Origin of the sequence: Bacillus pseudomycoides DSM 12442 (assembly GCF_000161455.1) — a bacterium.
Classification (GTDB): domain Bacteria; phylum Bacillota; class Bacilli; order Bacillales; family Bacillaceae_G; genus Bacillus_A; species Bacillus_A pseudomycoides.
The window spans coordinates 1,839,717-1,864,870 of record NZ_CM000745.1; the positions used below are offsets into that span (position 1 = coordinate 1,839,717).

Here is a 25,154-nt window from a genome sequence, read left to right on the forward strand (position 1 = left end):
TTGGAAATGGAAGTTAGAAAAGCTTATTTAGAATGTGTTTTTTCAAACTTTAAGGTGATTCAAAAGCAAGGAGAACAATCGCTTTCACAGTTATCATATGAACAACTATGCTGGACACCTCATGAAGAAGCAAACAGTGTTGCGATTATAATTAAACATTTGCATGGGAATATGCGCTCAAGATGGACAGATTTCTTAACGACAGACGGTGAAAAGCTAGATCGGAATCGTGATGGTGAATTTGAAGGCGGTTATGCTTCAAAAGAAGAAGTGCTAGCAGCATGGGGGGAAGGATGGGGGTATGTTTTTCAAGCGCTGCAATCATTAACTCCGCAAGATCTTTTAAAGATAATTCATATTCGTGGTGAAGCGCATAGTGTTATGCAAGCAATTGAAAGGCAGATTGCTCATTATGCATCACATATTGGACAAATTATTTATGTTGGGAAATTGCTGAAAGAAAAAGATTGGGAGTGTTTAAGTATTCCTAAAGGACAGTCTAATCGCTATCTTCAAAAGTGACGTTCGATATAATAATAAGAAATGAAGCGATATAGAGCTGGTAGTAAAAAAAAGATCCAAATAATTGAGGGTTCAGTTATGGTTAAAACACTCCCTATAGCGAGAGTATACCAAATGAAATATGCTCCAAATAACGTGTTAATAGGAATGAAACTAGAAAAGAAAAATTGTTGGCTAAAACAAGTATTGTGAAATAAGTAGATACGTATGTAAAATATTGTGGTGATAAGATCTTGTTTTCTGATAATTTTTTTCTGGCATTTATGACATATAAAAGGTGGTTTCATCTTTACACTCCATGTCAACTACCCACCACTTAAACGCTAGCGCGTTTTGAAGTGGGGGCTTGTAAAAGTTCTGGTTGTCTAGCCACGGTCCTTTGTGGACTCCGTTCGTAGGTTGCATACCCAAGAATGATTCCCTAGTTCTTGGCTCTATGGTGGCTCTGTAAAAGTTCTGGTTGGGAAGGAACGGTCAACCACAAGTCTTCTTGCACAAGAAGTTGCCAACACCTACAAACATTGGCGAAGGGAAACAAACTCTTAGGAGGGACAAATCATGCGTGTATTTGTCAAGAATTTAAGAGGAGAACCGCTCATGCCTTGCAGCAATCGCAAAGCTAGGCTTCTTCTCAAACAAGGAAAAGCCAAGATTATTGGGTATACTCCGTTTACAATTCAATTGCAGTATGCTACTGGTGAAACGGTGCAATCCGTTGCAATTGGTGTTGATAGCGGTTCGAAGTATGTAGGCATTGCGATCACCACAGAAGACAAAGTGCTAGCAAAGGGAACAATCGAGTTACGTCAAGACGTTAAAGAGAATCTTACACTGAGAGCTACATTACGCAGAAGTAGAAGACAACGAAAAACAAGATATCGAAAAGCACGTTTTCTCAATCGAAAAAAGAGAGAAGGCTGGTTGCCTCCATCGATTCAAAGTAGGATGCATAACCAAATTCATTGGATTGAAATATTCCGCTCGTTATTACCATCCCCAAAAGTAATTGTTGAAGTAGGAAAGTTTGATGCGCAAAAACTAAAAAACTCCGACATACAAGGAAAAGAATATCAACAAGGTGATGCCTTTGGCTTTTGGAATACAAGGTATTACGTGTTTACGAGAGATCATTATACTTGTCAAATTTGTAAGAAAAAAGGCGGTATTTTGCATACGCATCATATCATTGAACGATGTAGTGGCGGTTCAGATATGGCAGATAACCTTGTAACCGTACATGAAGAGTGCCATCAGAAATTTCACCAAGGAACTATCAAACACATTTTCAAGAAACCAAAACAATATAAAGAGACCGCTTTTATGAATATATTACGTCTGCAAATCATGAATCGTTTAGGTTGTGAGATTACGTATGGCAGCTACACCACACCGAAACGAAAAGAATTACGTTTATCGAAAACACATTATAATGATGCCATTGCGATTACAACCCCAACAAAACTACAAGAATATGAGCAAAGTGGTGAATTTCGCATCAAACAATTTAGAAAGAAAAAACGATCCCTTCATGAATCGACTGCAAGAAAAGGAAGAAAAACAAAAAATACAACTGCAAAACGAAACAATAAAAATACACCAAAGGTACATGGAATCTATTTGGGTGATAAAGTAAAAGTGTTTGGACAAGTAGGATTTGTGACAGGATTTACAGGGAAGATGATGTATGTACAAGATATAGATGGTCATTATCTACAAAATCCTTCTAAGTCTTACAAGCAAGTGAAGATATCGGATATAGAATGCATACACCATAATAACAATTGGTTGTTCTTACAAATCAGTTAGGCTGTGCCTAAACGAAATTCATCCCAACCTTATCGCTGGGCTATTGCCCGTCACGGGCTTGAAGATGGGGACTTCTTTCGGAAATACGTTAAAGGTAAGTATTAAGTTTTTCTTACATTTGTTACTAGTTTATAAATAAGGAGATATAAAGAATATACTCCTACATAAGCCCCGGTAAGGAGAAATAATGGATTCAATAAAATACTGTGAATGGTTGTCATAAATACTAAGCCGTGCAGTACAACATCATATATGTTAAAAGCAATTAGTATACCCAGTATATATAATGAAAGGTACGCGCAAATATCTAAGAAAGCACGGATTTTAGGGTGTGCTGCAAATAATAAAAAAACACATGATAAAACAATAGGAATTATACCTATAATTAGCTTCAATTCACTTCACCTCTATGACAATATAGCCGAAATTTAGGCGGTCTATTCTCTATAGCTTGTACATAAGTTGGAACAGAGAGGGTGATGTTATGAATCGAGGCTTTTTTTATGTAAAATTAACGAGTGTACGAAAGCTCATTTTATTTGTTGTCATTATGATGTTAGCAACTTTTTTTCTTATTAGTATGATGGTGACTTCATTAAAAGAAACAAAGTCAGCATATTTATATAATTGGTTGAATGAGTTGTCAATAAATGGTTATATGTATGTGATTGGAAAGGAAAATCACTATTTTACACAAGAATATCGGAATTTAAATCAAGATTTTTCGATTTCATCTTTTCTTTTTTCAACAGTAACGAATATTCGATTTGATGATGTACGTAGCTTTGTTGGAAAGGAGCTTCCGGGTTTTGGGAAATACGATACGGAAATCGTCATTGCTGGTGAAGGAACAGATTATTCTAACTTACCAATAGAATCGAGTGTTCCACTTGAGGAAGTAGTGAAAGAGCGGACTGGAGAAGCAGGACAAGTTCCGAAAACGGATACAAATAAAGACAAGAAACAACCATCTCAAACAACTGGGAAAAGACAAGTGGCCTTTATTTATCATACGCATAGCTGGGAGTCTTATTTACCGTTATTAAATTTGACAAATAATCCAAATCCAAATAAAGCGACAAGCTCTGTGACGAATATTTCTATTTTGGGAGACAGATTCCGTGAGCAATTAGAAAATGAAGGGATAGGGGCAGTTAATGATAAAACAGATGTTGGGGAGAGGTTGATTAGTAAGGGTTTAAATGATACAAGTTCTTATAAAATGTCTCGTGAAGTTGTACAGGAAGCAATGGCTAGTAACAGAGAATTGCAATACTTCTTTGATTTGCACCGAGATAGCGCTCGTAAAAATGTCACAACAAAAGCGATTGGAGATAAATCATATGCGAAGCTTGCTTTTGTCATTGGAAAAGGAAATAAAAATTATGCAAAAAACTTACAATTAGCAACTGCGCTACATGAAGCGATTAATAAAAAATATCCTGGAGTAAGCCGCGGTGTTATTCAAAAGGGATTTCAAACAGGGAACGGTATTTATAATCAGGACTTATCAGGACAAGCGATTTTAATTGAAGTGGGAGGTGTAGATAATACATCTGAAGAATTAAATCGTTCCATTGATGTATTGGCGAAAGCATTTAGTGAATATTTTTGGCAAGCAGAAAAGGTAAATGGATGAACGTAAGTGAGATACTTACGTTTTTTTGTGTGTTCAAAAAATAAAAAGATGGAAGCTAAGCTTTTATCTCGCTATCCACGGGTAGTAAGCCCCAACTTTAAAATGTAGCAAATGTAAAAAATTTAAGTGAGGTAAGAAGAAAACGCCCACTGATTAAAGTTTCACTTTATTGTCACAATTTTTTCTTCATTATATTGATATCGAAAATTGTCTATTTCTCCTGGGGAAAATAGAAAGGAATTTCATAAAAAAATAGCGAAAATCTCTTTATAAAGAAAATTTTTATATTATAAACTTGGTAGGGTGATAGAAATGATTCGAGAAATTCGAGTAGAGGACGCAGCAGCATTTTTGCAATTAGGAAAACAATTGGATGAAGAAACTACTTTTATGCTATTAGAACCAGGTGAACGGAATACAACAGTAGAGCAGCAAACACAAATGATTCAACGTTTTGTAGAAGATTATAATTCTACTATATTTGTAGCAGTAGAAGGGGAGCAATTAGTTGGATTTATTTTAGCTAATGGTGGTAATGTGCAAAGAAACAAGCATGCAGCAGCAATTGTAATTGGAATCTTACAAGAATATGGCGGAAAAGGAATTGGGACGACATTGTTTAAAGAAGTAGAAAAGTGGGCAAGATTACATGATATATGGCGTTTGGAATTAACAGTAATGGCCCACAATACAAGAGCGCAGGCACTATATAAAAAAGCAGGATTTGAACAAGAAGGTGTCAAAAAAGATTCTCTTATTGTCGAGGGTGAGCGTGTCGATGAGTATTATATGGCCAAATTATTAAAATAAGAGGTCGTTGTATGAAAAAAAGATGGACACTACTGGGTGTCGTAGTAGTTGTAATTATTATTGGAGTGGCAAGCATTAATTATAAAATGTATAAAGATAAACAGGCACAAGAGGTGAATAGTAGCGTTGTATTTCCAAAAGCACAAGAAACTATTGCCAAAATGGAAGGAGATCTTGCGGTTGTCAATAATCCTGATTCCGTACTTGTACTTGTAAATAAAAGCAGACGGCTACCAGATCGTTATAAGCCACAAGATTTAGTTATTCCAAAAGTGCGTTATTCGAGTGAAGGTGATCAAGAGAAAAAGAAGATGAGGAAAGAAGCAGCGCAGGCACTTGAAAAAATGTTCGAGCAAGGAGATCAGGAGCGGATTTTTCTTTTTGCAGTTTCTGGATACCGGTCTTTTGATCGGCAAAAAGCATTAAATACAATGTATAAGATTCAAGATGGAGAAGCAAAAACAGCAATGTCTAGTGCTGTTCCAGGAACGAGTGAACATCAAACGGGACTCGCAATGGATATTACATCACAATCAGCTAAATTCCAATTAGAGTCTGTTTTTGGAGATACAAAAGAAGGGAAATGGCTATCTCAAAATGCGCATCGATTTGGTTTTGTCATTCGGTATACAAAAGAGAAGGAGTCCATTACGGGTTATCGGTATGAACCGTGGCACGTACGTTATGTAGGGAATCCACAAGCGACATATCTATATGAAAATCAACTCACCTTAGAGGAAGCGATGAAGTAATGAATTGAGGGGAGACGGATTAGATGACGATGTTATATAAGAAAAAAGTATATGCATACATTACAAGGGAGAAAGCAGGAGTTATGCAGTTGCTTGTTTTTACTCATCGTGATATACCAGAAGCAGGTATACAGGTCCCAGGTGGCACAGTTGACGAAGGAGAAAAATTAGAAGCAGCAGTACTGCGTGAAGTAATAGAAGAGTCTGGACTTCGTCATTTATGTATAGAACGTTTCATTGATGATTATATCATCTATATGAAAGAAAAACAGGAGTATCAAAAGCGTCACTTCTTTCACATTTCATTATTAACAGATGTAAAAGATATGTGGGAACATATAGTAAGTGCAGGAGAGGAAGATGAGGGCCTAACATTTTGTTATGAATGGGTTGATATAGCAAAGTGTCCTGTATTAGCAGGGAATCAAGGTGAATTTGTACATTTATTAGAGGACGTGTATGTGAAATAAAAGAGAGTTTGAAAATAGGAAGAGAATATATGTGATTGTTAACAACGTTTTAGATAGTTTTATTCGTCTAAGGCGTTTTTTATTTTGTTTGAAGGTTTTTATGTATGGTAGACGAAATGTTTAAACAGATGTGAATTTGTCGAAATGAGGAGACAAGGCAATGATTAAAGTTAATAAGTAATAAGATAAGATCTGAAACTAGGAAACAACTTGTAAGGGGAGAAATCAGATGGAGATTCAATTCAATAAACTACTAAGAAAAGAATTAACAATTCATGGTATACAAACAGCGATGGAAAATGGGGAACTTACTTCGAAAGAGTTAGTTATGTATTACCTTCATAGAATAGCGAAGTATGACCAAGACGGTCCGAAAATAAATTCTATTTTAGAAATAAATCCAGATGCAATTTTTATCGCAGAAGGATTAGATCATGAAAGAAAAATAAAGGGTGTCAGAGGTCCTTTGCACGGTATTCCTATTCTCTTAAAAGATAATATTGAAACAAATGATTCAATGCATACAAGTGCAGGAACAATTGCGCTTGAAAACTATAGGAGTAATCATGATGCATTTCTTGTTGAAAAGCTTCGTGAAGCAGGTGCAGTCATATTAGGTAAGACGAATATGACAGAATTAGCGAATGGAATGTCTTTTGAAATGTGGGCTGGATATAGTTCAAGAGGTGGACAAGTCATTAATCCATATGGATCAGGTGATGATGACCTTTTTGTTGGTGGTTCAAGTACAGGATCGGCCGTAGCGGTTGCTGCCAACTTAACCGTTTTATCTGTTGGAACAGAAACAGATGCCTCTATTTTAAGTCCAGCAGTTCAGAACTCTGTAGTTGGTATTAAGCCTACTGTTGGCTTAGTAAGTCGCAAGGGGATTATACCTTTTACATATTCGCAAGATACAGCGGGATCTTTTGCTAGAACAGTAACTGACGCGGCAATTTTATTGGGGAGTCTAACAGGAATAGACCAGCTTGATCCTGCAACTTATAAAAGTGAAGGAAGAGCTCAACAAGATTATATGGTTTATTTAGATTCTAATGGTTTAAGGAGTGCTAAAATTGGAGTATTTAACAAAGCCTCTGAAAGCTATTACGAATCTGGAGAGTATGATGAGGAACTATTTCAGAATGCTATACAAGTACTGCGTAATGAAGGAGCAACAGTATTAGAAGATATCGAAATTCCATCTTTTCATAGGGAGTGGAGTTGGAGAGTCTCATCGTATGAATTAAAACATAGTCTAGATAATTATCTTTCCAAGTTACCTTCCAATATTCCAGTCCATTCTATCTCTGAATTAATTGCATTTAATAAAAATATAGAAGAGAAAGCATTAAAATATGGACAAAGTAGGTTGGAGTTTGGAAAGGATTTTTCTAATACGTTAAGAAACCCTGAATACTTAAATGCAAAATTAGAAGATTTATATTTTTCCCAGGAACAAGGAATTGATTTTGCGTTAAAGAAATATGATCTTGATGCAATTCTCTTCCCTTCATATATAGGATCAACAATATGTGCCAAAGCTGGTTATCCTTCCATAGCAGTACCGGCTGGATATATGAAAAGCGGAAGACCGTTTGGAATCACTTTTGCAAGTACTGCTTTTAGTGAAGGGACTTTAATTAAGCTTGCATATGCATTTGAACAAGCTACAAAACATAGACGAATTCCAAATTTATCGTAAATAGAATGCAAAAAGGATAGGGTAACCTATCCTTTTTGCATTCTGTGAACTTAAAGAGAAATGTCTTTTTCTTGCTGTTTTGTATGTTTTAACAAAATAAAAGATAAACAAGCAGAACAAAAAATTAGAAAAGCAGCAATGATATATATAGTACGGACACCGAACATATCGGTAATAATGCCAACGCATAGCATAGAAAGTCCTGAAACAGCCGAAGTAAGTGTACCGTGAGCTGTATACATTCTTGATAATAGAGATGGTGGTACGCTTGATTGTAAAACGGTTGTTTGGGAAATATCTCGAATTTGATAGGAAGGTCCCATTAGAACACAAAGAAACAGTGCAATAAATCCGTTGCTTGTTATGCCATATAAGAAGGTAAGCACGCTAAATAGAAGTGATCCTAAGGCCATTGAGCGTATTAAGTTATTTTGAATATATGTACTCATTCGCCATGCTAATAGCCCACCAATTAATGTTCCGAAATAATAGCTTGTGTTGATATAACCCCACCATTCTGCTCCTCTATGAAGAACAGTCGTTACGTAAGCCATAGTAATACCACCAATCCATATCGTTCCAGCAAAAGTTTCAATTAAGTCCATATATGTAACTATACGGAGGGAGGGATGCTGAAATAAAAGTTTCCATCCTTCTATTAATACAGCTGATTTGGAAGAGGATTTCTCTATTGTTTGTTCAGTTTGTATAGCGCGCAATGAAACATATAATGCAATACACCCCAAAATCATTAATACGTTGTTTATCATAAGTGTAGAAGTGGCACCAATCAATAAGACCACTACACTTGTGAATGAATAAGCAGCTGCTTGAACAATTTGTGTTGAAAAGGAAAAGACACTATTTACTTTTACTAACTTTTCTTGTGATGTTAGACGTGGAATAACAGCGTATAATAAAGGAGAACTCCAACCTTCGCATAATGAAATGAGAATAATAAAAGCAAGAAGGGCAATGATGTTAGATGATAGTAAGGGAAATAATGCAGTTAAAAGAATAAAAAAGAAAGTCTTAACGCCTTGCAATGTAAAGAGCAATGAATAAGATGGAAAACGGTTCATTAAAAGTGGTGCGGATGTACTCGCAATAAAACTTGTAATAACTCGTAATAATGGAAAAAGAGCTGTGATAGTAGCTGATTTGGTTGTTATATAAATATGAGTAGTAAGAATCATTATGTAAACAACTTCAGCAAGAGTGATGCACATTTTAGAAAACCAATAAAAGGATAGCGATTGTTGGTGCAATATTGGTACCTCCACTCAAAGAATAATACATATTTCTTTATAGTAATCATAATTCGTGGAATAAATTTTTGAAAGAATTTTATTTTTTGTAACTTTTATACAGGGATTTTCATGTATAATAAAGAATATATTAATATACTATTTTAATAATACTCATTATAACAGTGAATATGTATAGTAGCTTCCGATGAAACGTCTCGCCTTAATTAGGAGGACGTGATAAACAATTCTTTTTTTTCATATACATATAGAAAATAAAAAAGAAAGTGAGGGTTGCATATGGCTGGATGGGTAGTTTGGTTTATTATAGCCGGTATTTTATTTATAGCAGAAATGTTATCGATTACCTTTTACATGTTATGGCTTGGAATTGGAGCGGTTGTCGGAGGTCTTATTGCATTGTTTGCTCCAGATGCACTATTTTTACAAGTTGTTGTAGGAGCAATTGTAAGTTTAACATTGACTTTCTTTACGAAACGAATCTCTAAAAATTTTCGAGAGGCAAAAGGATTTATCGATACTGTCGATAAATTAGCTGGTAAAAAAGGAATTATCCTGCAAGCGATTACAAGTGAAGGGAATGGGATCGTGAAAGTGGATGGCGATACTTGGACTGCTATTTCGGATGTTCCTATTTCTACTGGGGAAAGAGTCATTGTTATAAAGAGGAGCAGCACTGTTTTATATGTGAAAAGGGAGAGTGAATAAAAATGGTAGCATTAACATTAACGATTATTTTTGCATTAATTGTCATTGTATTTATCGCGTTAACAATTAAAATCATGCCCCAACAAAAGGTAGGTGTGGTTGAAAGATTTGGTAAATTCCAACGCATCATGCAGCCAGGGTTAAATCTAATAATCCCAATTGTAGATCGTATACGTGTATACCATGATTTACGTATTCAACAAACAAATGTGCCACCACAAAAGGTAATTACGAAAGATAACGTACAGGTAGAAATTGATACAATAATTTTCTATCAAATCGTTGAACCGGAACTTGCGACATATGGTATTTCTAACTATGAATATGGTGTTCGTAATATTACATCTGCAACAATGCGTCAAATCATTGGTAAAATGGAGCTGGATGAAACATTATCAGGGCGTGAAAAGATTTCAACAGAAATTCGTCTAGCTCTTGACGAAGCAACAGAGAAGTGGGGCGTTCGTATTGAACGTGTGGAAGTTGTTGATATTAATCCACCAAAAGATGTACAGGTATCCATGGAAAAACAAATGAAAGCAGAGCGTAATAAGCGTGCGATTATTCTAGAAGCAGAAGCGGCTAAACAAGATAAAGTTCTTCGTGCTGAAGGGGAAAAACAAAGTAAAATCTTGATGGCTGAAGGGGATAAAGAAGCGCGTATTCGCGAAGCAGAAGGTATACGAGAAGCGAAAGAATTAGAAGCACAAGGGGAAGCAAGAGCAATTGAAACGATTGCGAAAGCAGAACAAAACCGAATCGAATTAATACGTGCAGCGGACTTAGATGAACGCGTTCTTGCTTATAAATCATTTGAATCGTTAGCTGAAGTAGCAAAAGGACCAGCAAATAAGATCTTCATCCCATCTAATGCAATTGAAACACTTGGCACACTTGGTGCAATCGGTGAAATTTTTAAAGAAAAACAAGCGAAGAAATCACCTTCGTCGGATACATCGAAAGAACAATAACTAATGAGAGAGAAATGGGCTGCCATTTCTCTTTTTTTATCATTTTAACCGAGAAGACCCCCTCCTCTAAACGAAGTGAAGGTGGGGGTAGTTCAATTAGGGAGGATTGTACAAAACGGGCTGTAGATATTTTGAAGATTTGTATATCATTTATATTTGTTCTAAGTGGGCTAGGTAAGAAAAGACATTATTTTTAACTTACACTTAAACTTGGGTGCAACACAAATTGAAAATGGAATTCTAGTATGTAAGGTCTAATTTAAAAGTCTAGTAAATATATATTACATAAAGCTTGTACATATCCATGTTTGAACTACCACCACTTACTCATTGGTCTGTGCCCTTCACGTTCCTTGAGGTGGGGGCTTCTCACCTAAAATGATAAAGAAGGTGATACATTGAAAAAGTATGCAACTCGTATACATGGAAAGAAATTTCTATTTTTAATTTTATCATATGTATTTGTAGTGATAGTGGCGGCGTCTATTGTGACCTCGCTTTTACATACTATGAAATCTTATTATGCGAGTCAGTGGTTTGGAAAAGTATCAATGCAAGGATTTATTCAAATGTTTGAGAGTGAAAATCGTTATTTTGCATCGGATTATTTTAAAACAAATAAACGAGAGTCTGTTGGGAATTTATTGTTTTCTATCACAACAGATCTGAAAATACATGATTTACGAACGTTCGTTGGCAAAGAAGTACCGGGGATGTCAAAGTACTATTCTAATATTATCGTAGCTGGAGAAGGAACGGACTATACGAATATTCCGAATGAATCTAGTGTACCGATTGAAGAGGTAACGAAAGAACGGGAAGTAGCGAAAGATAAAGTCACAGAAGCAGACAAAAAGAATCCTGTACAAAAAAATAAAAACGATGCAAAAGGTGAAAAAGCTGTATATATTTATCACACGCATAGTTGGGAGTCCTTTTATCCATTGTTACCTGGGGCGAAGAGTCCATCAAGTCCGGATGTAAATGTCTCGCTTTTGGGAGAGCGTCTAAAAGAACAGTTGGAAGGGCAGGGAATACCGGTTCTTCATGACAAAACAAACATGGGTGATTTATTGGCGAATAAGAAATGGAAATGGTATCAAGCATATACCGCATCTCATGGATATGTGAAAGAAGCCTTGGCACAAAATGATAAGATTATGTTTCCAATTGATATTCACAGGGACGATCAGCGGAAGAATGTTACGACAAAAGTGATTAATGGCAAATCCTATGCGAGGTTATATTTTATAATAGGGATGGAAAATGCAGGGCGTTCTGCTAATGAAAAGATTGCAAGAGCGATAAATTCGTATTTAGATGAAAACTATTATGGGTTAAGTAGAGGGATTTTTCCAAAGTATAAAAAGGATGGAAATGGAGTCTATAATCAAGATTTATCGAAAAATGCCATGCTTATCGAAGTTGGTGGCGTTGATAATACTTTAGAAGAGCTATATAACACAATTGATGTGTTAACTGAAGCATTTAGTAAATATTATTGGGATGCGGAGAAGGTGAATGAATGATGTGAAAGGAACAGGGAACTGTTCCTTTTTTACATGTCCCTTAAAAATTTTACTAGAATTTCATAATGTGAAATAAGGCAGTAGTTTTGAGCTGAGATTGGTTTATAATAATTTAAAATTCTGTTAATTTAAAAAGGTGACAGAATTTCTAAACTTATTTGTATAGTAAACTTCAAAATGTATATATTGGAGGGGTAAAAATGGCGATTCGAACAGGGGCTCAGTATATTGAAGGATTAAAGGCAAGAAATCCTGAAATTTGGATTGGTGGAAGAAGAATAACCGATGTTGTGAATGAAGATGTTTTTCGGGAACCGATTTTACAAATTGCTAAATTATATGATATGCAGCACGATCCAGAGTATCAGGACAAGATTACCCATATATGCGAAGAGACAGGAGAGCGGGTTTCGAATGCATTTTTAGTGCCCAAAAATTATGAGGCCTTAAAAGCACGCCGCGAATTGTTTGAAGTATGGGCAAAGGCTACATTTGGTTTAATGGGCAGAACACCAGATTTTTTAAATGTTACAGTTACTTCAATGGCGAGCAATGCATGGTTTTTTGAAAAATTTGATTCCTCATGGGGGACTAATATAAAAAATTATTATAAACATATACGTGATCAAGATTTGTTTTTAACACATGCGATTATCAATCCACAAAATGATCGAAGTAAAGCCTCACATCAGCAAGAAGATGCAACGATGCATTTAGGTGTAGTGAACGAAACAGAAGAGGGAATGTATGTAAGCGGAGCTAAGATGTTAGCGACACTTGCACCAATTACAGATGAGGTAATCATTTATTCTTATCCAAGTTTTAAGCCGGGTGATGAACGTCATGCAATTTCTTTTGCAGTTCCTATTGATGCACCGGGTTTAAGGATTCTTTGTCGCGAGCCAATGCAAGATGGAAAACGATCCTTGTTTGATCATCCACTTGCATCAAGGTTTGAAGAAATGGATGCACTCCTTGTATTTCATAATGTGTTTATTCCGTGGGATAAAGTGTTTATCTATCAAAGTGTAGAGGCTGGAAATCAGCTGTATCCAAAAACAGGAATTGGTCATCAACCAGCACATCAATCAGGAGTAAGAGGATTAGTGAAACTTTCTTTTGCAGCAGAAGTGGCTATAAAACTAGCAGATTCAATTGGAGTAGACGGCTTTTTAAATGTACAAAATCAGTTAGCAGAATTAATACAAGATGTAGAAACAATCCGTGCACTCTTGCAAGTAGCAGAATATGAGTATGAAACGAATGCATATGGTGAAGCTGTTCCTGCGAGACTACCGCTTGATACAATACGTAGCTTATTACCTAAAATGTATCCACGTGCTATTGAAATTATTCAAACCATTGGGGCTGGTGGCCTACTAATGTCGCCAACAGGTGCCGACTTTATGAATCCAGAGATTCAAGAGGATATGTATAAATATTATATCGGGCGTGAAGGGGTATCTTCTGAGGAACGCGTTCGATTATTTAAATTAGCTTGGGACTTATGCGGTGAAGCGTTTGGACAACGCCTATTACAATATGAGCGTTATTATTCTGGTGATCCAGTGAGAAAAATGGGCATGTTTTATAATGCGTACAAAAAACAACAATCGCTGTCACTTGTGGACAGTGCCTTGCGAACGGAATTATCTGGAAATCCATTAAGGTGACAATAAAATGATCACGCTTACATTTTGAAATAAAAAAGGAAGGAGTGGCAAATAGATAACAAGAATTTTACTGTTAGGATGTAAATCTTCTTACATGTTTTAGCTATATATGAACCGGAAAATATGTAACTGGAATAGAGGAGGTAAGTTATTGTGATAGCATCTATCAGTAAAATTTGTAAAATTCTAAATTGTTTTACGAGTGGTGAGCCGGTGTTAGGAAATTCTGAAATTGCTGCAAAATTAAATATGAACCCGAGTACAGTTCACCATCTTGTCCGTACATTGTGTGAAGAAGGAATGTTAATTCGAGATGAGCAGAGAAAATATCGACTGGGATGGAAATTGTTGGAGTGGGGCAATCAAGTGATGTTTCAACAAGAGATTTATAGCGGGGCAATTCCAATCGTTGAAGAACTTGTAAGGAAATTTAATGGGACGGTACATATCGGTATGTTTGACCGTGGAGATGTTGTATTTATTTTGAAAATTTCATCAAAGGATTCTGTTCAAATATCAACTCATGTCGGATCAAGAAAACCTGCATACTGCACAAGTACAGGAAAAGTTCTTCTTTCATTTAACCCTTCTTCTTTAGAGTATACTTCAGAAAATGGGCTGCTGCCTCGAGCACCAAATACAATTACTTGTATGAAGAGATTTCAAGAAGAGTTACAGACAATTCGTAAGCAAGGTTATTCCATAAGTGATAACGAAAATGAACATGGATTATATGGCATTGCGGCTCCTATTCGTTCTTACACCGGGAGAACCATTGCTGCTCTTAATATTGTTGGTCCGAAAACGTATATGCAAGGAAGCAATCGTCAAGTCATGATTCGAAGTGTGATGAATACTGCAAATTTAATTTCAAAGGAATTTGGTTATTTAGACATTTAATCATAACTGTAAAAGAGAGGTGAGAATCATTTATATACATGATTATAGTGTACCTGAATTGGAAAAATCGATTGTTTCTATTGGTGCTTTTGATGGTGTGCATAAAGGACATCAGACCGTTATTAGAAACGCGGTGGAGAAAGGGAAAGAGTTACAGATTCCAAATGTCGTGTATACATTTGATCCATCACCACGTTCTTATTTTCAGGGAGCACAAGTGCTAACGCCAATTAATGAGAAGTTAAATCGATTTCAGGAGCTCGGTGTTGAACATGTAATTGTTATTCGTTTTGATGAGTTGTATGTAACGAGAAGGGCTAGTTACTTTATTCAAGAATTACAAAGATTATGCCCAATTGAAATTTATGTCGGAGAAGATTTTCGATTTGGAAAAAATCGCGAGGGTGATATAGAGCTACTGATGAAATACTTTGATGTTTCTATCGTCGAAGAGGTTTGCTGCGAAGAAGGTGAACGAATTTCATCAACGAGGATACGGAATCACTTATTTCAAGGAGAATTACAAAGGCCTCAACCCTTATTAGGATGGCCTCTTAAAACAATATAAGCGAATGAATTATAAGGAGGAAAAAACATGTCAAAAACATTACAATCTTTTAATTTACTAAAATGGATTGATGAAAATAAAGAGTTATTGAAACCACCGGTAAATAACAAGGTAATTTGGCAAGACTCAGAGTTTATTGCCATGATTTTAGGAGGGCCAAATAGAAGACGTGATTTTCATGTTGATCCTTCAGATGAATTCTTTTATCAAATAAAAGGCGAATGTTATGTGGAATGTATTACGGAAGAAGGGAAACGTGAAGTTGTTACAGTGAAAGAAGGAGATGTGTTTATGTTACCAGCCATGGTGCCACATTCACCGCACCGCGTTGCAAACACATATGGATTAGTAATTGAAAGGAAACGTAACCAAGGAGAACTTGAAGATTTTGTTTGGTTCTGTGATGAGTGTAATCATGAAATGCATCGCGTACGGGTTCAATTAACCGATATTGAAAAACAAGTGAAAGAAGCGATTCATAGTTTTAATTCAAATAAAGAAATTCGTGCGTGTAAAAACTGCGGACATATTATGCCAGAGGAAGTGGAGGAATGGAAGTGCGAATAGATTTTCATACACATATTATTCCTGAAACATTTCCGGATTTTGAGGAGAAGTTTGGTGGTGGACGTTGGCCGATATTAAATCGCACTTGTACATGTGGTGCTGCGATTATGGTTGGTGGGAAAAACTTTCGCGATGTGACAGATCAAGTATGGTGCCCGGAGAAAAGAATTGAAGATATGAACCGTGAAGGTGTTGATATACAAGTATTATCACCAATTCCTGTTACATTTTCCTATTGGGCAAAACCAGAAGAAGCTGAAGCAATGGCGCGTATTCAAAATGATTTTATTGCGGAAACCGTCTTGGCATATCCAGATCGTTTTGTTGGATTAGGAACAGTGCCAATGCAAGATGGAGAAACGGCAGTTCGTGAGATGGAGCGATGCATAACAGAATTAAACTTACATGGAATCGAAATTGGAACGAATGTAAATGGGAAAAATTTAGATGATCCTTCATTTATTGAGTTTTTCCGGATGGCTGAAAAATGGCAGGTTCCAATTTTTATTCATCCGTGGGAAACATTAGGGCGAGATAGAATGCCGCATCATAATTTTATGTATACAGTTGGGATGCCAAGTGAAACGGCTCTTGCCGCAGCTACACTTATATGGGGCGGGATAATGGAGAAGTTTCCTAGGTTAAAAATTTGCTTTGCTCATGGTGGAGGTTCTTTTCCATATATTTTGCCGCGATTAGATCAAGGGTGGCAAGTATGGCCACATCTGAGATTAACTACATATCCTCCGAGCCATTACGCAAAGAAATTTTACTTCGATTCTTTAAACTATGATCCTATCAACCTTAAATATATGATAGAGCGATTTGGACATGAAAAGATTTTTATGGGGTCGGATTATCCGTTTTTACTACGAGAAATTCAGCCAGGTAAAGTAATTGACGAGACACTTGATTTATCAGAGGAGCAAAAGGAAGCTATGCTTGGCGGAAATGCAGCGAGTTTCTTAAATGTTGATATGAAAAAAAGAGGTGTAGTATATGCAGAAAGCACAAACACCAGAGAGTAAATTAAATGAAATGGGACTCACACTACCAGCTATTCGTCCAGCGGTAGGTAATTATGTAAGTTGTGTAAGGGTCGGAAACTTATTGTTTACTGCTGGACAAGGTGTTGACCAGTACCATGGGAAATTAGGTAAAGATGTATCAATAGAAGATGGATATAAGGCAGCTAGGCGGTCTATGTTGAACTTATTAAGCGTTGTAAAGAATGAACTCGGTGATTTAAATAAGGTGAAACGAGTTGTGAAGTTACTTGGATTTGTAAATAGTACAGAAGATTTTATTGATCAGCCAAAAGTGATGAACGGTGCATCCGATTTATTAGTAGATGTTTTTGGTGAAAAGGGAAAGCATGCTCGTTCCGCTGTTGGAATGGCTCAACTACCGAATAATACAACAATTGAAATCGAGATGGTTTTAGAAATTGTAGAGTAGGAGGTAAAGAGTGTGAATAAAGAACTATTAGCTGAAAAAATGAAAGTAAAAGATGCGAAGTTATTTATTGATGGTCAATATGTCGATGCGATGTCCGGCGAAACGTTCGATACGTTCAATCCATCGACAAATAGAAAACTTGCCTCTGTTGCACAAGCAAATGAAGAGGATACTAAGCGAGCAATAGACGTAGCGGGGCGTACATTCACAAGTGGTATCTGGAGTAAAATGCCTGTGGAAGAGCGCTCAGCTATTTTATGCAAAATGTCCGATTTGATTATGCAAAAAGTAGATGAATTAGCGTATATAGAGACACTTGATGTCGGAAAGCCAATAAAAGAAAGTCGTGGTTTTGATATTCCGCGTTCTGCACATAATTTTCGTTTCTTTGCCGAGATGGCAAAGTATATAGTACATGAACATTATGATAAGCATAACTTTATGTCATATGCAAAATACGCACCAGCAGGAGTAACGAGCTTAATTATTCCTTGGAATTTGCCATTTATGCAGATGACGTGGAAGGCGTCAGCTGCACTAGCCGCTGGTAATACAGTAGTTGTGAAACCAGCATCTTACACGCCGCTAAGTGCAGTCATGCTTGGTGAAATTGCGAATGAGGCCGGGCTACCTCCAGGTGTACTGAATATTATTACAGGGCCAGGAAGTACGGTAGGAACGAAAATGACGACGCACCCGTCTGTAAGACGTATTTCATTTGTGGGGGAAAGTAATACAGGGAAAACAATTATGCGGAATGCTTCAGAAAACTTAATACCAGTTTCATTAGAATTAGGCGGAAAATCAGCAAACATTGTATTTGAAGATGCTGACTTAGATGAAGCAGTACAAGGATCGATTGAAGCAATTTATCGGAATCAAGGAGAAATTTGTTTAGCTGGTTCAAGATTACTTGTACAGGAAAGCGTATATGAACAGTTTCTAGAGAAATTTGTAACAGCGGTGAAAAACATAAAAGTGGGAGATCCTCTTGATGAAGATACAGATATGGGAGCGCTTGTTTCGAAATCACATCTAGAAACAGTTGATCAGTACGTGGAAATAGGTCTTTCAGAAGGAGCAAAATTAGCCCACGGCGGAAAAAGAATCGAGAGTTTAGCACAAGGGAACTTTTATGAACCGACTATATTATATGATGTCGATAATCGTATGCGTGTAGCTCAAGAAGAGATTTTTGGTCCAGTTTTAGTTGTTATACCATTTAAAACAGAAGAAGATGCAATTCGTATCGCAAATGATTCTATTTATGGTTTAGCGGGAGTTGTTTGGACAAATGATCTTAGAAGAGCACAACGAGTTGTTTCGCAAATTGATTCGGGATTATTATGGATTAATTGTTGGTATGTGCGAGATTTACGTACTCCATTTGGTGGTTCTAAGGCAAGTGGTATTGGCCGAGAAGGTGGACGCCATAGTTTTGAATTTTATACAGAAGCAAAGACAGTTACGATGAAATTATAAAGTGAAACTTCCATCAGTGGGGGCTTCACCAATCGGGCTTTTACGAGCAGTTATCCCCCGCCTATCTTTTTTGCTTCTCTCTGAAACCTGAGGTGGGGGTCTTACTGCCTGCGAATAGCGGGGGAAAATGAATGTTCCATCAGTGGAATGGTATTTCCACTGATGTGTTCTAAATATAGATTTTAAAAATGAGGTGAGATAAATGCAAGTGTTAATAAAGGAATTAGCAGATGAACTTATACAGGCAGAACAAACGTGTAGACCAATTTCGCCTTTCACGGAAAGGTATTCAAATCTATCAGTTTTAGATTCGTATAACATTCAGCTCGAAGTAGTGGGACGAAAGTTAAGACAAGGCCGCACAGTGATTGGGAAGAAAGTTGGACTTACGAGTAGTGCAATGCAGCAAATGCTTGGGGTAGATGAACCAGATTACGGACATTTACTAGATGATATGAAAGTAGAAAGTGGAAGTGTAATCTCGGTAGATTCGTTTGTATCTCCAAAAGTAGAAGCGGAAATTGGATTTGTTTTAGCTGAGGATTTAAGTGGACCTAATATTACATATGTAGATGTGCTAATGGCAACGAAATATATTGTACCTACACTTGAAATTATTGATAGTCGTATTGCAGATTGGAAGATTAAGCTTGTCGATACAGTAGCAGATAATGGTTCTTCTGCAAAAGTAGTTGTTGGTGAAAAGATGTCCAATGTATCTGAAGTAGATTTGCGTACGGCTGGAATGGCGCTCTATAAAAATAATAGTTTAATTGCTACTGGAGCAGGAGCAGCGGCATTAGGACATCCTGCACAAGCGGTTGCTTGGCTAGCGAATAAACTTAGTGAATTTCATATTTCATTGAAGGCAGGGGAATTAATTTTGCCAGGTGCATTATCGGGCGCTGTTTCAGTTCAATGTAATGATGTAATTCAAGCCGATTTCGGATCTCTTGGTTCGGTTTCTATTAAATTTGTATAGTTTTATAGTTGTGTGAAAAGGAGGGGATATATGTGGGGAAAGTGAAGGCGGCTATTATAGGCTCCGGAAATATCGGTACGGATTTAATGTGTAAATTAAGAAGAAGTGAAGTAATTGAAATGACTGCCATGATAGGGATAGATTCTGAATCAGATGGATTAAGGCGAGCGAAGGAAGAAGGATATGAGATTTTTGATAATGGTATACAAGCAATTATTGAGAATCCTAGCATAGCGGATATTATATTTGATGCAACTTCAGCCAAAGCTCATATTCGTCACGCGGAAGTTTTAAGAGAGTTAGGGAAGCTAGTGATTGACTTGACCCCTGCAGCATGTGGTCCATTTGTTTGTCCAGCTATACAAGATGCTACTCATGTAGAAATGCGAAATGTCAATATGATTACATGTGGTGGGCAGGCAACAATTCCAATTGTTCATGCAATCAATGAAGTAGCGGACGTTGCGTATGCGGAGATAGTTGCTACGATTTCTAGTTTAAGTGCAGGTCCAGGTACACGGGCAAATATTGATGAATTTACGATTACAACAAAGCGTGGGATTGAAGAGGTTGGGGGAGCAGACTGTGGGAAAGCACTTATTATATTAAATCCTGCGGATCCTCCTATTTTAATGAGAGATACAGTATATTGCGAAGTTAAGCATATGGATGAATTCATTATTGGGCAAGCGATTTGTAAGATGGTTGAAGTAGTTAGGTCATACGTTCCAGGATATTCTTTGAAACAGGAACCGATGTTTGATGGGAACCGTGTGACTGTATTTTTAGAGGTAGAAGGAGCCGGAGATTACTTTCCGCCGTATGCTGGTAATTTAGATATTATGACAGCAGCGGCATTAAAAGTTGGTGAAGGATTTGCATCTCGAATAATTGGAGAGCAGAAGCGAGGTGTGATGAGTGAAAAGAAATAGTGATATGCCAATCAAAATAACTGAGGTTTGTTTGCGTGATGGAAGTCATGTAATGAGGCATCAATTTACAGAGGAACAAGTTCGGTCTGTAACTAGGTCGTTAGATGAGGCTGGTATGCATTATGTTGAGGTTAGTCATGGGGATGGATTAGGTGGTTCCACTTTGCAATATGGAAAATCGTTAGTAGATGAAATGAAACTCATTGAAGCGGCAGTGGAAGAATGTAGACAGTCAAAGGTAGCTGTGTTACTTATTCCTGGTATTGGCACTGTCCATGAATTAAAACAAGCAGAAAGCATTGGAGCAAGACTTGTTCGTGTAGCAACCCACGTAACGGAAGCGGATGTTTCCGCTCAACATATTCATTTTGCACGAGAATTGGGTATGGAAGTGTGTGGTTTTTTAATGATGGCACATTCGGCACCGATACAGAAATTGGTAGAACAAGCAAAACTTATGGAAAGTTATGGGGCACAAGCTGTCTATGTAACAGATTCAGCTGGAGCTTTATTGCCTCATGAAGTACGTGAACGTATCCAGGCATTACGTCAATCTCTAAATATCGAAATCGGCTTTCATGGCCACAATAACCTTTCTGTTGCAGTAGCGAATACGATTACTGCAATTGAAGAAGGAGCAACCCGAATTGATGGAAGCGTCCGCTGCCTTGGAGCTGGAGCTGGGAACGCGCAAACAGAGGTATTGTTAGCTGTATTGGATCGGATGGGATATACGCTAGATGTAGATTTGTATAAAATGATGGATTTGGCAGAGGATATTGTTGCACCGCTGTTACCAGGGCCACAAGAAATTCAAAAAGGTAGTCTTGTCATGGGATACGCTGGTGTATATTCAAGCTTTTTACTACATGCTGAGAGAGCTGCTCATAGATTTGGTGTAGATGCTCGTGATATTTTAATAGAACTTGGCAAGAGAAAAGTAGTTGGTGGGCAAGAAGATATGATTTTAGATGTAGCAGCTGAATTAGCAAAGATAAAAACGGGGGTGTAAAATATGGCTTTAGTTAAAGGAGCGGATTCAGAGATTATTGAATATTTACTTCAGGCGGAGAGGGAACGAAAAGAAGTAGTAAAGGTAACAGATCAGCATCCGGATTTAACGGTAGAAGATGCTTACATATTGCAAAAACAATTAGTTGAACAAAAGATGAAAGAAGGATCCAAACGAGTTGGTGTAAAGCTTGGGTTAACGAGTAAAGCGAAACAACAAATGATGGGGATTGAGGAAGCAATTTACGGTTATTTATTACATGATATGTTAGCGTTTGAATGGGAACCTGTGCAGTATGAAACGTTGATTCATCCAAAAGTAGAACCAGAGATTGCCTTTTTAATGGGAGATGATTTACAAGGTACTAGCGTTACAGCGGATGATGTATTAAAGGCAACGAAATATGTTACGCCAGCTTTGGAAATTATTGATAGTCGTTATTTGAATTTTAAATTTACATTGCCTGATGTAATTGCAGATAATTGTTCATCCTCAAAATTTCTATTAGGAAGCAAATGGATTAACGCTCAGGAAATAGACTTAGCTAATGTTGGAATGGTTATGTCGAAAAACGGTAAAACGGCGACAACTGGTACAGGGGCAGCTGTACTTGGACATCCGGCAACAGCAATTGCTTGGGCGGTAAATAAACTTGGATTACAAAATGAAGGGTTAAAAAAAGGTGATATTGTGCTAAGTGGGGCATTATCTGAAGCGGTTGCTTTCAAAACTGGAGACGCTATTATTGCGCAGTTTGAAGGATTGGGTAGTGTATCGATGTTTTGTGAATAAAGAGCAAAGCGAGAGATGGGTATGCCAATTGTACAAATTCAAGTTATTGAGGGTAGAAAACAGGAGCAGATTCAAAATCTCATTTCAAATGTTACAGATGCAGTTGCAAAAAGTTTGGATGTAGATGTTGAACGTGTACGTGTACTAGTAAATGAGATTCCGGGTTCGCATTGGGGTGTCGGAGGAAAGGCGAAAGGTAGTGTGGAAGAAAAATAGTGTTGTTAAGTAAAAGTAATTCTTATTTTTAATAAGAATTACTTTTTGTTTGTAGCGCGAAAGTAAGAGAGTTAGGTGGTGATACGCTTCATCTAACTTGGATAAGGTGTCTAAATTATAGGGAATTTTTATAAGGATGTTCTTGCAATAAAATAGAAAAAATGAGTATAATGAAAAAGTAGTTAGTCAAACTAATTACTTTGGAGAAGGATATTGAAAAAAGGAGAGACTGGGAGCAATGACTTCAAAAAACGATTCTCATCCTTTAGGGATAGAACCTTATGCAAAGTTGATAAAAACGACAGTATCAGCAGACACGGACCCAATCGTAGCAAAACTTGGTTTACTGATGCTATGGACATCTGATGATGTTTTGGATGCAGTCGATCTGGATTTAGCGCCACTTGGAATTTCTGAAAGTAAATTAGATTTTTTATTGTTGTTTATTTTACGTGAAATTGAATCGAATGAGGAAGAAGCTAGTATGAGTCCTTCAGCTATTGCAAACCGTTTAGGAATTACACGCGCTTCAGTCACTGGATTATTAGATTGGATGGAAAAACGCGCATTAATTGTAAGGTACCACCATGCTGAAGATCGCAGAAGATTAAAGGTGAAGATTACTCCGAAAGGAAAAGAACTTGTTTTTCTTTCCTTACCAACTTTTTGGTCTTCGTGTGCATCATTGGTGGAAGATTTTAATCAAGAAGAACGTCAAATATTAGAGAAATTATTAAATAAGATGCAAATAAACATGCGATTGAAAGTGGGAGAAGGTAGGTAAATAAGTTGATTATAAAAATCAACTTATTTATTCGGCCATATAGTTAGGTTACCTAACTATATGTGTGGCTAACGAAATGAGAGGAGGTGATGAAATAATTAAATCAATATTGTATTTTCGGTAAAGGAGTTGAAAAGGGTTAAGTTAAGTAGAGGACGTAAAAAGCAATAATTTTTTATGATTTTATTTTAGGCACTTTTGAGGCGCGGAATGTAAACAGTATGAATTTAAATGACAACTTTACTAAAGAGGAGGATTCAAGTTGCAAATTTCAAAAGAAGTGAATTCTATAAAGAATTATGCGTTAATGACAGCTGTTTTATGCTGGTCGGGTATGGCAGTTATGTCAAGTCTTTATGTTACAATTCCATTGATTCCGCTATTCGCAGATTTTTTTCATGTTTCATTAACGCAATCTGCAATTACTGGTAGTATGTTTTCACTCGGTTTTGCGATTGGTTGTTTGCTATTTGGTGCGATATCTGATAAGTATGGTCGAAAGAATGTTATTCTGATTGGACTAATTGGGTTGGCGATTATTTCCTTATTATTGGGCTTAGTCAATAGCCTATCTTGGCTTGTTGTGCTACGCGGGTTACAAGGTATAACGGCAGCTACTTTTTCTCCAGTAGCGTTAGTTTACGTTGTAGAATCGTTTCCGGTAGAAAAGAAGGTTACAACCATAGGATTTGTTAGTACTGGTTTTTTAGTAGCGGGAATTGTAGGTCAAGTTATGAGTGCTGTAATTAGTCAGTATTTTGGATGGCATATGGTGTTTTTTCTTCTTAGTAGTGTATATATAGTTACTGCTTTATGGATTTATTATGCTCTTCCAAGAGGAGAATCGTCTCAATCATACGCGGATATATTAGGACCAGTGAAACAAATGGGTAAGGTCTTCACGCAAAAAAACTTAGTATTAAGCTATATGATTGCATTTGTCTTATTAATGGCTTTTGTAAATATGTATACTGTTTTAGGAAACTATTTAAGTTCTTCTAACTTTCAGTTATATGCAGAACAAATTCTCTACGTTCGCTTAGCTGGATTATTTGGAATGTTGATTTCACCACTTGCAGGGCGTCTAACAATGAGATTTGGTGTTAAGCAGGTTCTTCAGGGAGGATTATTAATAGCCATTCTTAGTTTAAGTTCATTGGGGTTTATTTCTAGTCTTCCTTTTCTTATAATTATGAGTGTGTGTTTTGTTGTCGGAATTGCTTTATCTGTCCCGGCATTGGTCACTCTTGTCGGAGAGTTAGGTGGGAAATCAAGGGGAATAGCAGTTTCAATTTATACTTTCATTTTATTTTTAGGAACAAGTATAGGGCCTGTTATCTCTATTTATCTTATGGATATTGGTGGATATTCTCAGACTTTTGTTTTACTAGGCTTAATACTCTTCGTAGGATTGATTTCTTCTCTTTTCATTAACAAGGAATCTATTTTTGATGAGGCTTAAAGTCGATTCATGCAGCTTGAACAAACATTGTAATTCTCCTCATCTCCGTATATAATAGTGTCTTAGGAGTATTATACCATATTCAAAATTCCGAAAATTCTAGTAGTTTGACTAGGAAAATGAAAAGTATTATATTGTAAAAGGTC

Annotated in this window: 27 protein-coding genes; 24 read left to right on the plus strand and 3 right to left on the minus strand. The window is 36.8% G+C overall.

What is annotated here, in order from left to right; genetic code table 11:
• The first annotated feature begins 6 nt into the window (after nucleotides 1-6).
• Nucleotides 7-522 carry a DUF1572 family protein gene (locus tag BPMYX0001_RS09145; RefSeq protein WP_006094618.1) on the plus strand — a complete coding sequence of 172 codons (516 nt, stop codon included), beginning with the start codon at nucleotides 7-9 and terminating at the stop codon, nucleotides 520-522.
• Here the strand turns inward: BPMYX0001_RS09145 and BPMYX0001_RS33895 are convergent.
• Nucleotides 513-809 (minus strand): permease, encoded by a 297-nt coding sequence (locus tag BPMYX0001_RS33895; RefSeq protein ID WP_224796182.1) that lies wholly within the window; start codon nucleotides 807-809, stop codon nucleotides 513-515. The genes BPMYX0001_RS09145 and BPMYX0001_RS33895 overlap by 10 nt on opposite strands.
• Before the next feature lie 271 nt (nucleotides 810-1,080).
• Here BPMYX0001_RS33895 and iscB point away from each other — a divergent pair, with 271 nt between their 5' ends.
• Entirely contained in the window at nucleotides 1,081-2,328 is a 1,248-nt protein-coding gene (gene iscB / locus BPMYX0001_RS09150; protein WP_016114605.1) for an RNA-guided endonuclease IscB, read from the plus strand.
• Nucleotides 2,329-2,429: 101 nt separating this feature from the next.
• Here iscB and BPMYX0001_RS33900 read toward each other — a convergent pair whose 3' ends face one another.
• A complete protein-coding gene (locus BPMYX0001_RS33900) occupies nucleotides 2,430-2,723 on the minus strand; it encodes a hypothetical protein (protein ID WP_016114606.1) in 294 nt (97 codons plus the stop codon).
• Between the two features lie 89 nt (nucleotides 2,724-2,812).
• Here BPMYX0001_RS33900 and spoIIP (BPMYX0001_RS09160) point away from each other — a divergent pair, with 89 nt between their 5' ends.
• From spoIIP (BPMYX0001_RS09160) to BPMYX0001_RS09180, 5 genes are all read left to right on the plus strand, one after another.
• On the plus strand, nucleotides 2,813-3,967 hold the full coding sequence (gene spoIIP / locus BPMYX0001_RS09160) for a stage II sporulation protein P (RefSeq protein ID WP_006094620.1): 1,155 nt from the start codon (nucleotides 2,813-2,815) through the stop codon (nucleotides 3,965-3,967).
• A 312-nt stretch (nucleotides 3,968-4,279) separates the two neighbouring features.
• Nucleotides 4,280-4,777 (plus strand): GNAT family N-acetyltransferase, encoded by a 498-nt coding sequence (locus tag BPMYX0001_RS09165; protein WP_016114607.1) that lies wholly within the window; start codon nucleotides 4,280-4,282, stop codon nucleotides 4,775-4,777.
• A gap of 11 nt (nucleotides 4,778-4,788) precedes the next feature.
• The gene (locus BPMYX0001_RS09170) at nucleotides 4,789-5,529 is read left to right on the plus strand and encodes a M15 family metallopeptidase (RefSeq protein WP_006094622.1); all 741 of its coding nucleotides are present in this window, start codon (nucleotides 4,789-4,791) and stop codon (nucleotides 5,527-5,529) included.
• A 23-nt stretch (nucleotides 5,530-5,552) separates the two neighbouring features.
• Nucleotides 5,553-5,999, plus strand: coding sequence for an NUDIX hydrolase (locus BPMYX0001_RS09175; protein WP_003197163.1), 447 nt, complete (start codon nucleotides 5,553-5,555; stop codon nucleotides 5,997-5,999).
• A gap of 229 nt (nucleotides 6,000-6,228) precedes the next feature.
• A complete protein-coding gene (locus BPMYX0001_RS09180; protein WP_006094623.1) occupies nucleotides 6,229-7,704 on the plus strand; it encodes an amidase family protein in 1,476 nt (491 codons plus the stop codon).
• A 50-nt stretch (nucleotides 7,705-7,754) separates the two neighbouring features.
• Here the strand turns inward: BPMYX0001_RS09180 and BPMYX0001_RS09185 are convergent, their stop codons facing one another.
• Entirely contained in the window at nucleotides 7,755-8,933 is a 1,179-nt protein-coding gene (locus tag BPMYX0001_RS09185) for an MFS transporter (RefSeq protein ID WP_078211714.1), read from the minus strand.
• 318 nt (nucleotides 8,934-9,251) lie between these two features.
• Here BPMYX0001_RS09185 and BPMYX0001_RS09190 point away from each other — a divergent pair, with 318 nt between their 5' ends.
• From BPMYX0001_RS09190 to BPMYX0001_RS09270, 17 genes are all read left to right on the plus strand, one after another.
• On the plus strand, nucleotides 9,252-9,680 hold the full coding sequence (locus tag BPMYX0001_RS09190; protein WP_003197168.1) for an NfeD family protein: 429 nt from the start codon (nucleotides 9,252-9,254) through the stop codon (nucleotides 9,678-9,680).
• 2 nt (nucleotides 9,681-9,682) lie between these two features.
• Nucleotides 9,683-10,651, plus strand: coding sequence for an SPFH domain-containing protein (locus tag BPMYX0001_RS09195; protein WP_006094625.1), 969 nt, complete (start codon nucleotides 9,683-9,685; stop codon nucleotides 10,649-10,651).
• 398 nt (nucleotides 10,652-11,049) lie between these two features.
• A complete protein-coding gene (gene spoIIP / locus BPMYX0001_RS09200) occupies nucleotides 11,050-12,180 on the plus strand; it encodes a stage II sporulation protein P (protein ID WP_033798833.1) in 1,131 nt (376 codons plus the stop codon).
• A 200-nt stretch (nucleotides 12,181-12,380) separates the two neighbouring features.
• The gene (locus tag BPMYX0001_RS09205; RefSeq protein WP_016114610.1) at nucleotides 12,381-13,853 is read left to right on the plus strand and encodes a 4-hydroxyphenylacetate 3-hydroxylase family protein; all 1,473 of its coding nucleotides are present in this window, start codon (nucleotides 12,381-12,383) and stop codon (nucleotides 13,851-13,853) included.
• A 153-nt stretch (nucleotides 13,854-14,006) separates the two neighbouring features.
• Nucleotides 14,007-14,753, plus strand: coding sequence for an IclR family transcriptional regulator (locus BPMYX0001_RS09210; protein WP_016114611.1), 747 nt, complete (start codon nucleotides 14,007-14,009; stop codon nucleotides 14,751-14,753).
• Between the two features lie 19 nt (nucleotides 14,754-14,772).
• Complete coding sequence (locus BPMYX0001_RS09215; RefSeq protein ID WP_006094628.1) at nucleotides 14,773-15,321, plus strand: FAD synthetase family protein; 549 nt, start codon at nucleotides 14,773-14,775, stop codon at nucleotides 15,319-15,321.
• 27 nt (nucleotides 15,322-15,348) lie between these two features.
• Complete coding sequence (gene nbaC, locus BPMYX0001_RS09220) at nucleotides 15,349-15,888, plus strand: 3-hydroxyanthranilate 3,4-dioxygenase (RefSeq protein ID WP_006094629.1); 540 nt, start codon at nucleotides 15,349-15,351, stop codon at nucleotides 15,886-15,888.
• Nucleotides 15,873-16,916, plus strand: a complete 1,044-nt coding sequence (locus BPMYX0001_RS09225) for an amidohydrolase family protein (protein WP_016114613.1) — start codon at nucleotides 15,873-15,875, stop codon at nucleotides 16,914-16,916. The genes nbaC and BPMYX0001_RS09225 overlap by 16 nt, the downstream gene beginning before the upstream one ends.
• Nucleotides 16,888-17,346, plus strand: a complete 459-nt coding sequence (locus BPMYX0001_RS09230) for a RidA family protein (protein ID WP_016114614.1) — start codon at nucleotides 16,888-16,890, stop codon at nucleotides 17,344-17,346. The genes BPMYX0001_RS09225 and BPMYX0001_RS09230 overlap by 29 nt, the downstream gene beginning before the upstream one ends.
• 12 nt (nucleotides 17,347-17,358) lie before the next feature.
• Nucleotides 17,359-18,828, plus strand: coding sequence for an aldehyde dehydrogenase (locus BPMYX0001_RS09235; protein ID WP_006094632.1), 1,470 nt, complete (start codon nucleotides 17,359-17,361; stop codon nucleotides 18,826-18,828).
• 202 nt (nucleotides 18,829-19,030) lie between these two features.
• Nucleotides 19,031-19,810 (plus strand): 2-keto-4-pentenoate hydratase, encoded by a 780-nt coding sequence (locus tag BPMYX0001_RS09240; RefSeq protein WP_003197188.1) that lies wholly within the window; start codon nucleotides 19,031-19,033, stop codon nucleotides 19,808-19,810.
• Nucleotides 19,811-19,842: 32 nt separating this feature from the next.
• On the plus strand, nucleotides 19,843-20,742 hold the full coding sequence (locus BPMYX0001_RS09245; RefSeq protein WP_033798834.1) for an acetaldehyde dehydrogenase (acetylating): 900 nt from the start codon (nucleotides 19,843-19,845) through the stop codon (nucleotides 20,740-20,742).
• Nucleotides 20,729-21,754, plus strand: a complete 1,026-nt coding sequence (gene dmpG, locus BPMYX0001_RS09250; RefSeq protein ID WP_033798835.1) for a 4-hydroxy-2-oxovalerate aldolase — start codon at nucleotides 20,729-20,731, stop codon at nucleotides 21,752-21,754. The genes BPMYX0001_RS09245 and dmpG overlap by 14 nt, the downstream gene beginning before the upstream one ends.
• A 3-nt stretch (nucleotides 21,755-21,757) precedes the next feature.
• Nucleotides 21,758-22,546, plus strand: coding sequence for a 2-keto-4-pentenoate hydratase (locus BPMYX0001_RS09255; protein WP_006094636.1), 789 nt, complete (start codon nucleotides 21,758-21,760; stop codon nucleotides 22,544-22,546).
• Between the two features lie 15 nt (nucleotides 22,547-22,561).
• Nucleotides 22,562-22,762 (plus strand): 4-oxalocrotonate tautomerase, encoded by a 201-nt coding sequence (locus BPMYX0001_RS09260; protein ID WP_006094637.1) that lies wholly within the window; start codon nucleotides 22,562-22,564, stop codon nucleotides 22,760-22,762.
• Nucleotides 22,763-23,000: 238 nt separating this feature from the next.
• Nucleotides 23,001-23,546, plus strand: coding sequence for a MarR family winged helix-turn-helix transcriptional regulator (locus tag BPMYX0001_RS09265; protein ID WP_006094638.1), 546 nt, complete (start codon nucleotides 23,001-23,003; stop codon nucleotides 23,544-23,546).
• A 262-nt stretch (nucleotides 23,547-23,808) separates the two neighbouring features.
• Nucleotides 23,809-25,008 carry an MFS transporter gene (locus BPMYX0001_RS09270; protein WP_006094639.1) on the plus strand — a complete coding sequence of 400 codons (1,200 nt, stop codon included), beginning with the start codon at nucleotides 23,809-23,811 and terminating at the stop codon, nucleotides 25,006-25,008.
• The last annotated feature ends 146 nt before the right edge of the window (nucleotides 25,009-25,154 follow it).

Bases quoted from the DNA above. Each gene is read 5' to 3' on its own strand.
- BPMYX0001_RS09230 (WP_016114614.1), top strand. From the start codon at position 16,888: ATGCAGAAAGCACAAACACCAGAGAGTAAATTAAATGAAATGGGACTC.
- BPMYX0001_RS09240 (WP_003197188.1), top strand. From the start codon at position 19,031: ATGCAAGTGTTAATAAAGGAATTAGCAGATGAACTTATACAGGCAGAA.
- BPMYX0001_RS09170 (WP_006094622.1), top strand. From the start codon at position 4,789: ATGAAAAAAAGATGGACACTACTGGGTGTCGTAGTAGTTGTAATTATT.
- BPMYX0001_RS09185 (WP_078211714.1), bottom strand. From the start codon at position 8,933: ATGTGCATCACTCTTGCTGAAGTTGTTTACATAATGATTCTTACTACT.
- BPMYX0001_RS33895 (WP_224796182.1), bottom strand. From the start codon at position 809: ATGAAACCACCTTTTATATGTCATAAATGCCAGAAAAAAATTATCAGA.
- BPMYX0001_RS09265 (WP_006094638.1), top strand. From the start codon at position 23,001: ATGACTTCAAAAAACGATTCTCATCCTTTAGGGATAGAACCTTATGCA.
- nbaC (WP_006094629.1), top strand. From the start codon at position 15,349: ATGTCAAAAACATTACAATCTTTTAATTTACTAAAATGGATTGATGAA.
- BPMYX0001_RS09260 (WP_006094637.1), top strand. From the start codon at position 22,562: ATGGGTATGCCAATTGTACAAATTCAAGTTATTGAGGGTAGAAAACAG.
- BPMYX0001_RS09180 (WP_006094623.1), top strand. From the start codon at position 6,229: ATGGAGATTCAATTCAATAAACTACTAAGAAAAGAATTAACAATTCAT.
- BPMYX0001_RS09165 (WP_016114607.1), top strand. From the start codon at position 4,280: ATGATTCGAGAAATTCGAGTAGAGGACGCAGCAGCATTTTTGCAATTA.
- spoIIP (WP_006094620.1), top strand. From the start codon at position 2,813: ATGAATCGAGGCTTTTTTTATGTAAAATTAACGAGTGTACGAAAGCTC.
- BPMYX0001_RS09190 (WP_003197168.1), top strand. From the start codon at position 9,252: ATGGCTGGATGGGTAGTTTGGTTTATTATAGCCGGTATTTTATTTATA.
- BPMYX0001_RS09255 (WP_006094636.1), top strand. From the start codon at position 21,758: ATGGCTTTAGTTAAAGGAGCGGATTCAGAGATTATTGAATATTTACTT.
- BPMYX0001_RS09205 (WP_016114610.1), top strand. From the start codon at position 12,381: ATGGCGATTCGAACAGGGGCTCAGTATATTGAAGGATTAAAGGCAAGA.
- iscB (WP_016114605.1), top strand. From the start codon at position 1,081: ATGCGTGTATTTGTCAAGAATTTAAGAGGAGAACCGCTCATGCCTTGC.
- BPMYX0001_RS09175 (WP_003197163.1), top strand. From the start codon at position 5,553: ATGACGATGTTATATAAGAAAAAAGTATATGCATACATTACAAGGGAG.
- BPMYX0001_RS09195 (WP_006094625.1), top strand. From the start codon at position 9,683: ATGGTAGCATTAACATTAACGATTATTTTTGCATTAATTGTCATTGTA.
- BPMYX0001_RS09225 (WP_016114613.1), top strand. From the start codon at position 15,873: ATGGAAGTGCGAATAGATTTTCATACACATATTATTCCTGAAACATTT.
- BPMYX0001_RS09145 (WP_006094618.1), top strand. From the start codon at position 7: ATGGAAGTTAGAAAAGCTTATTTAGAATGTGTTTTTTCAAACTTTAAG.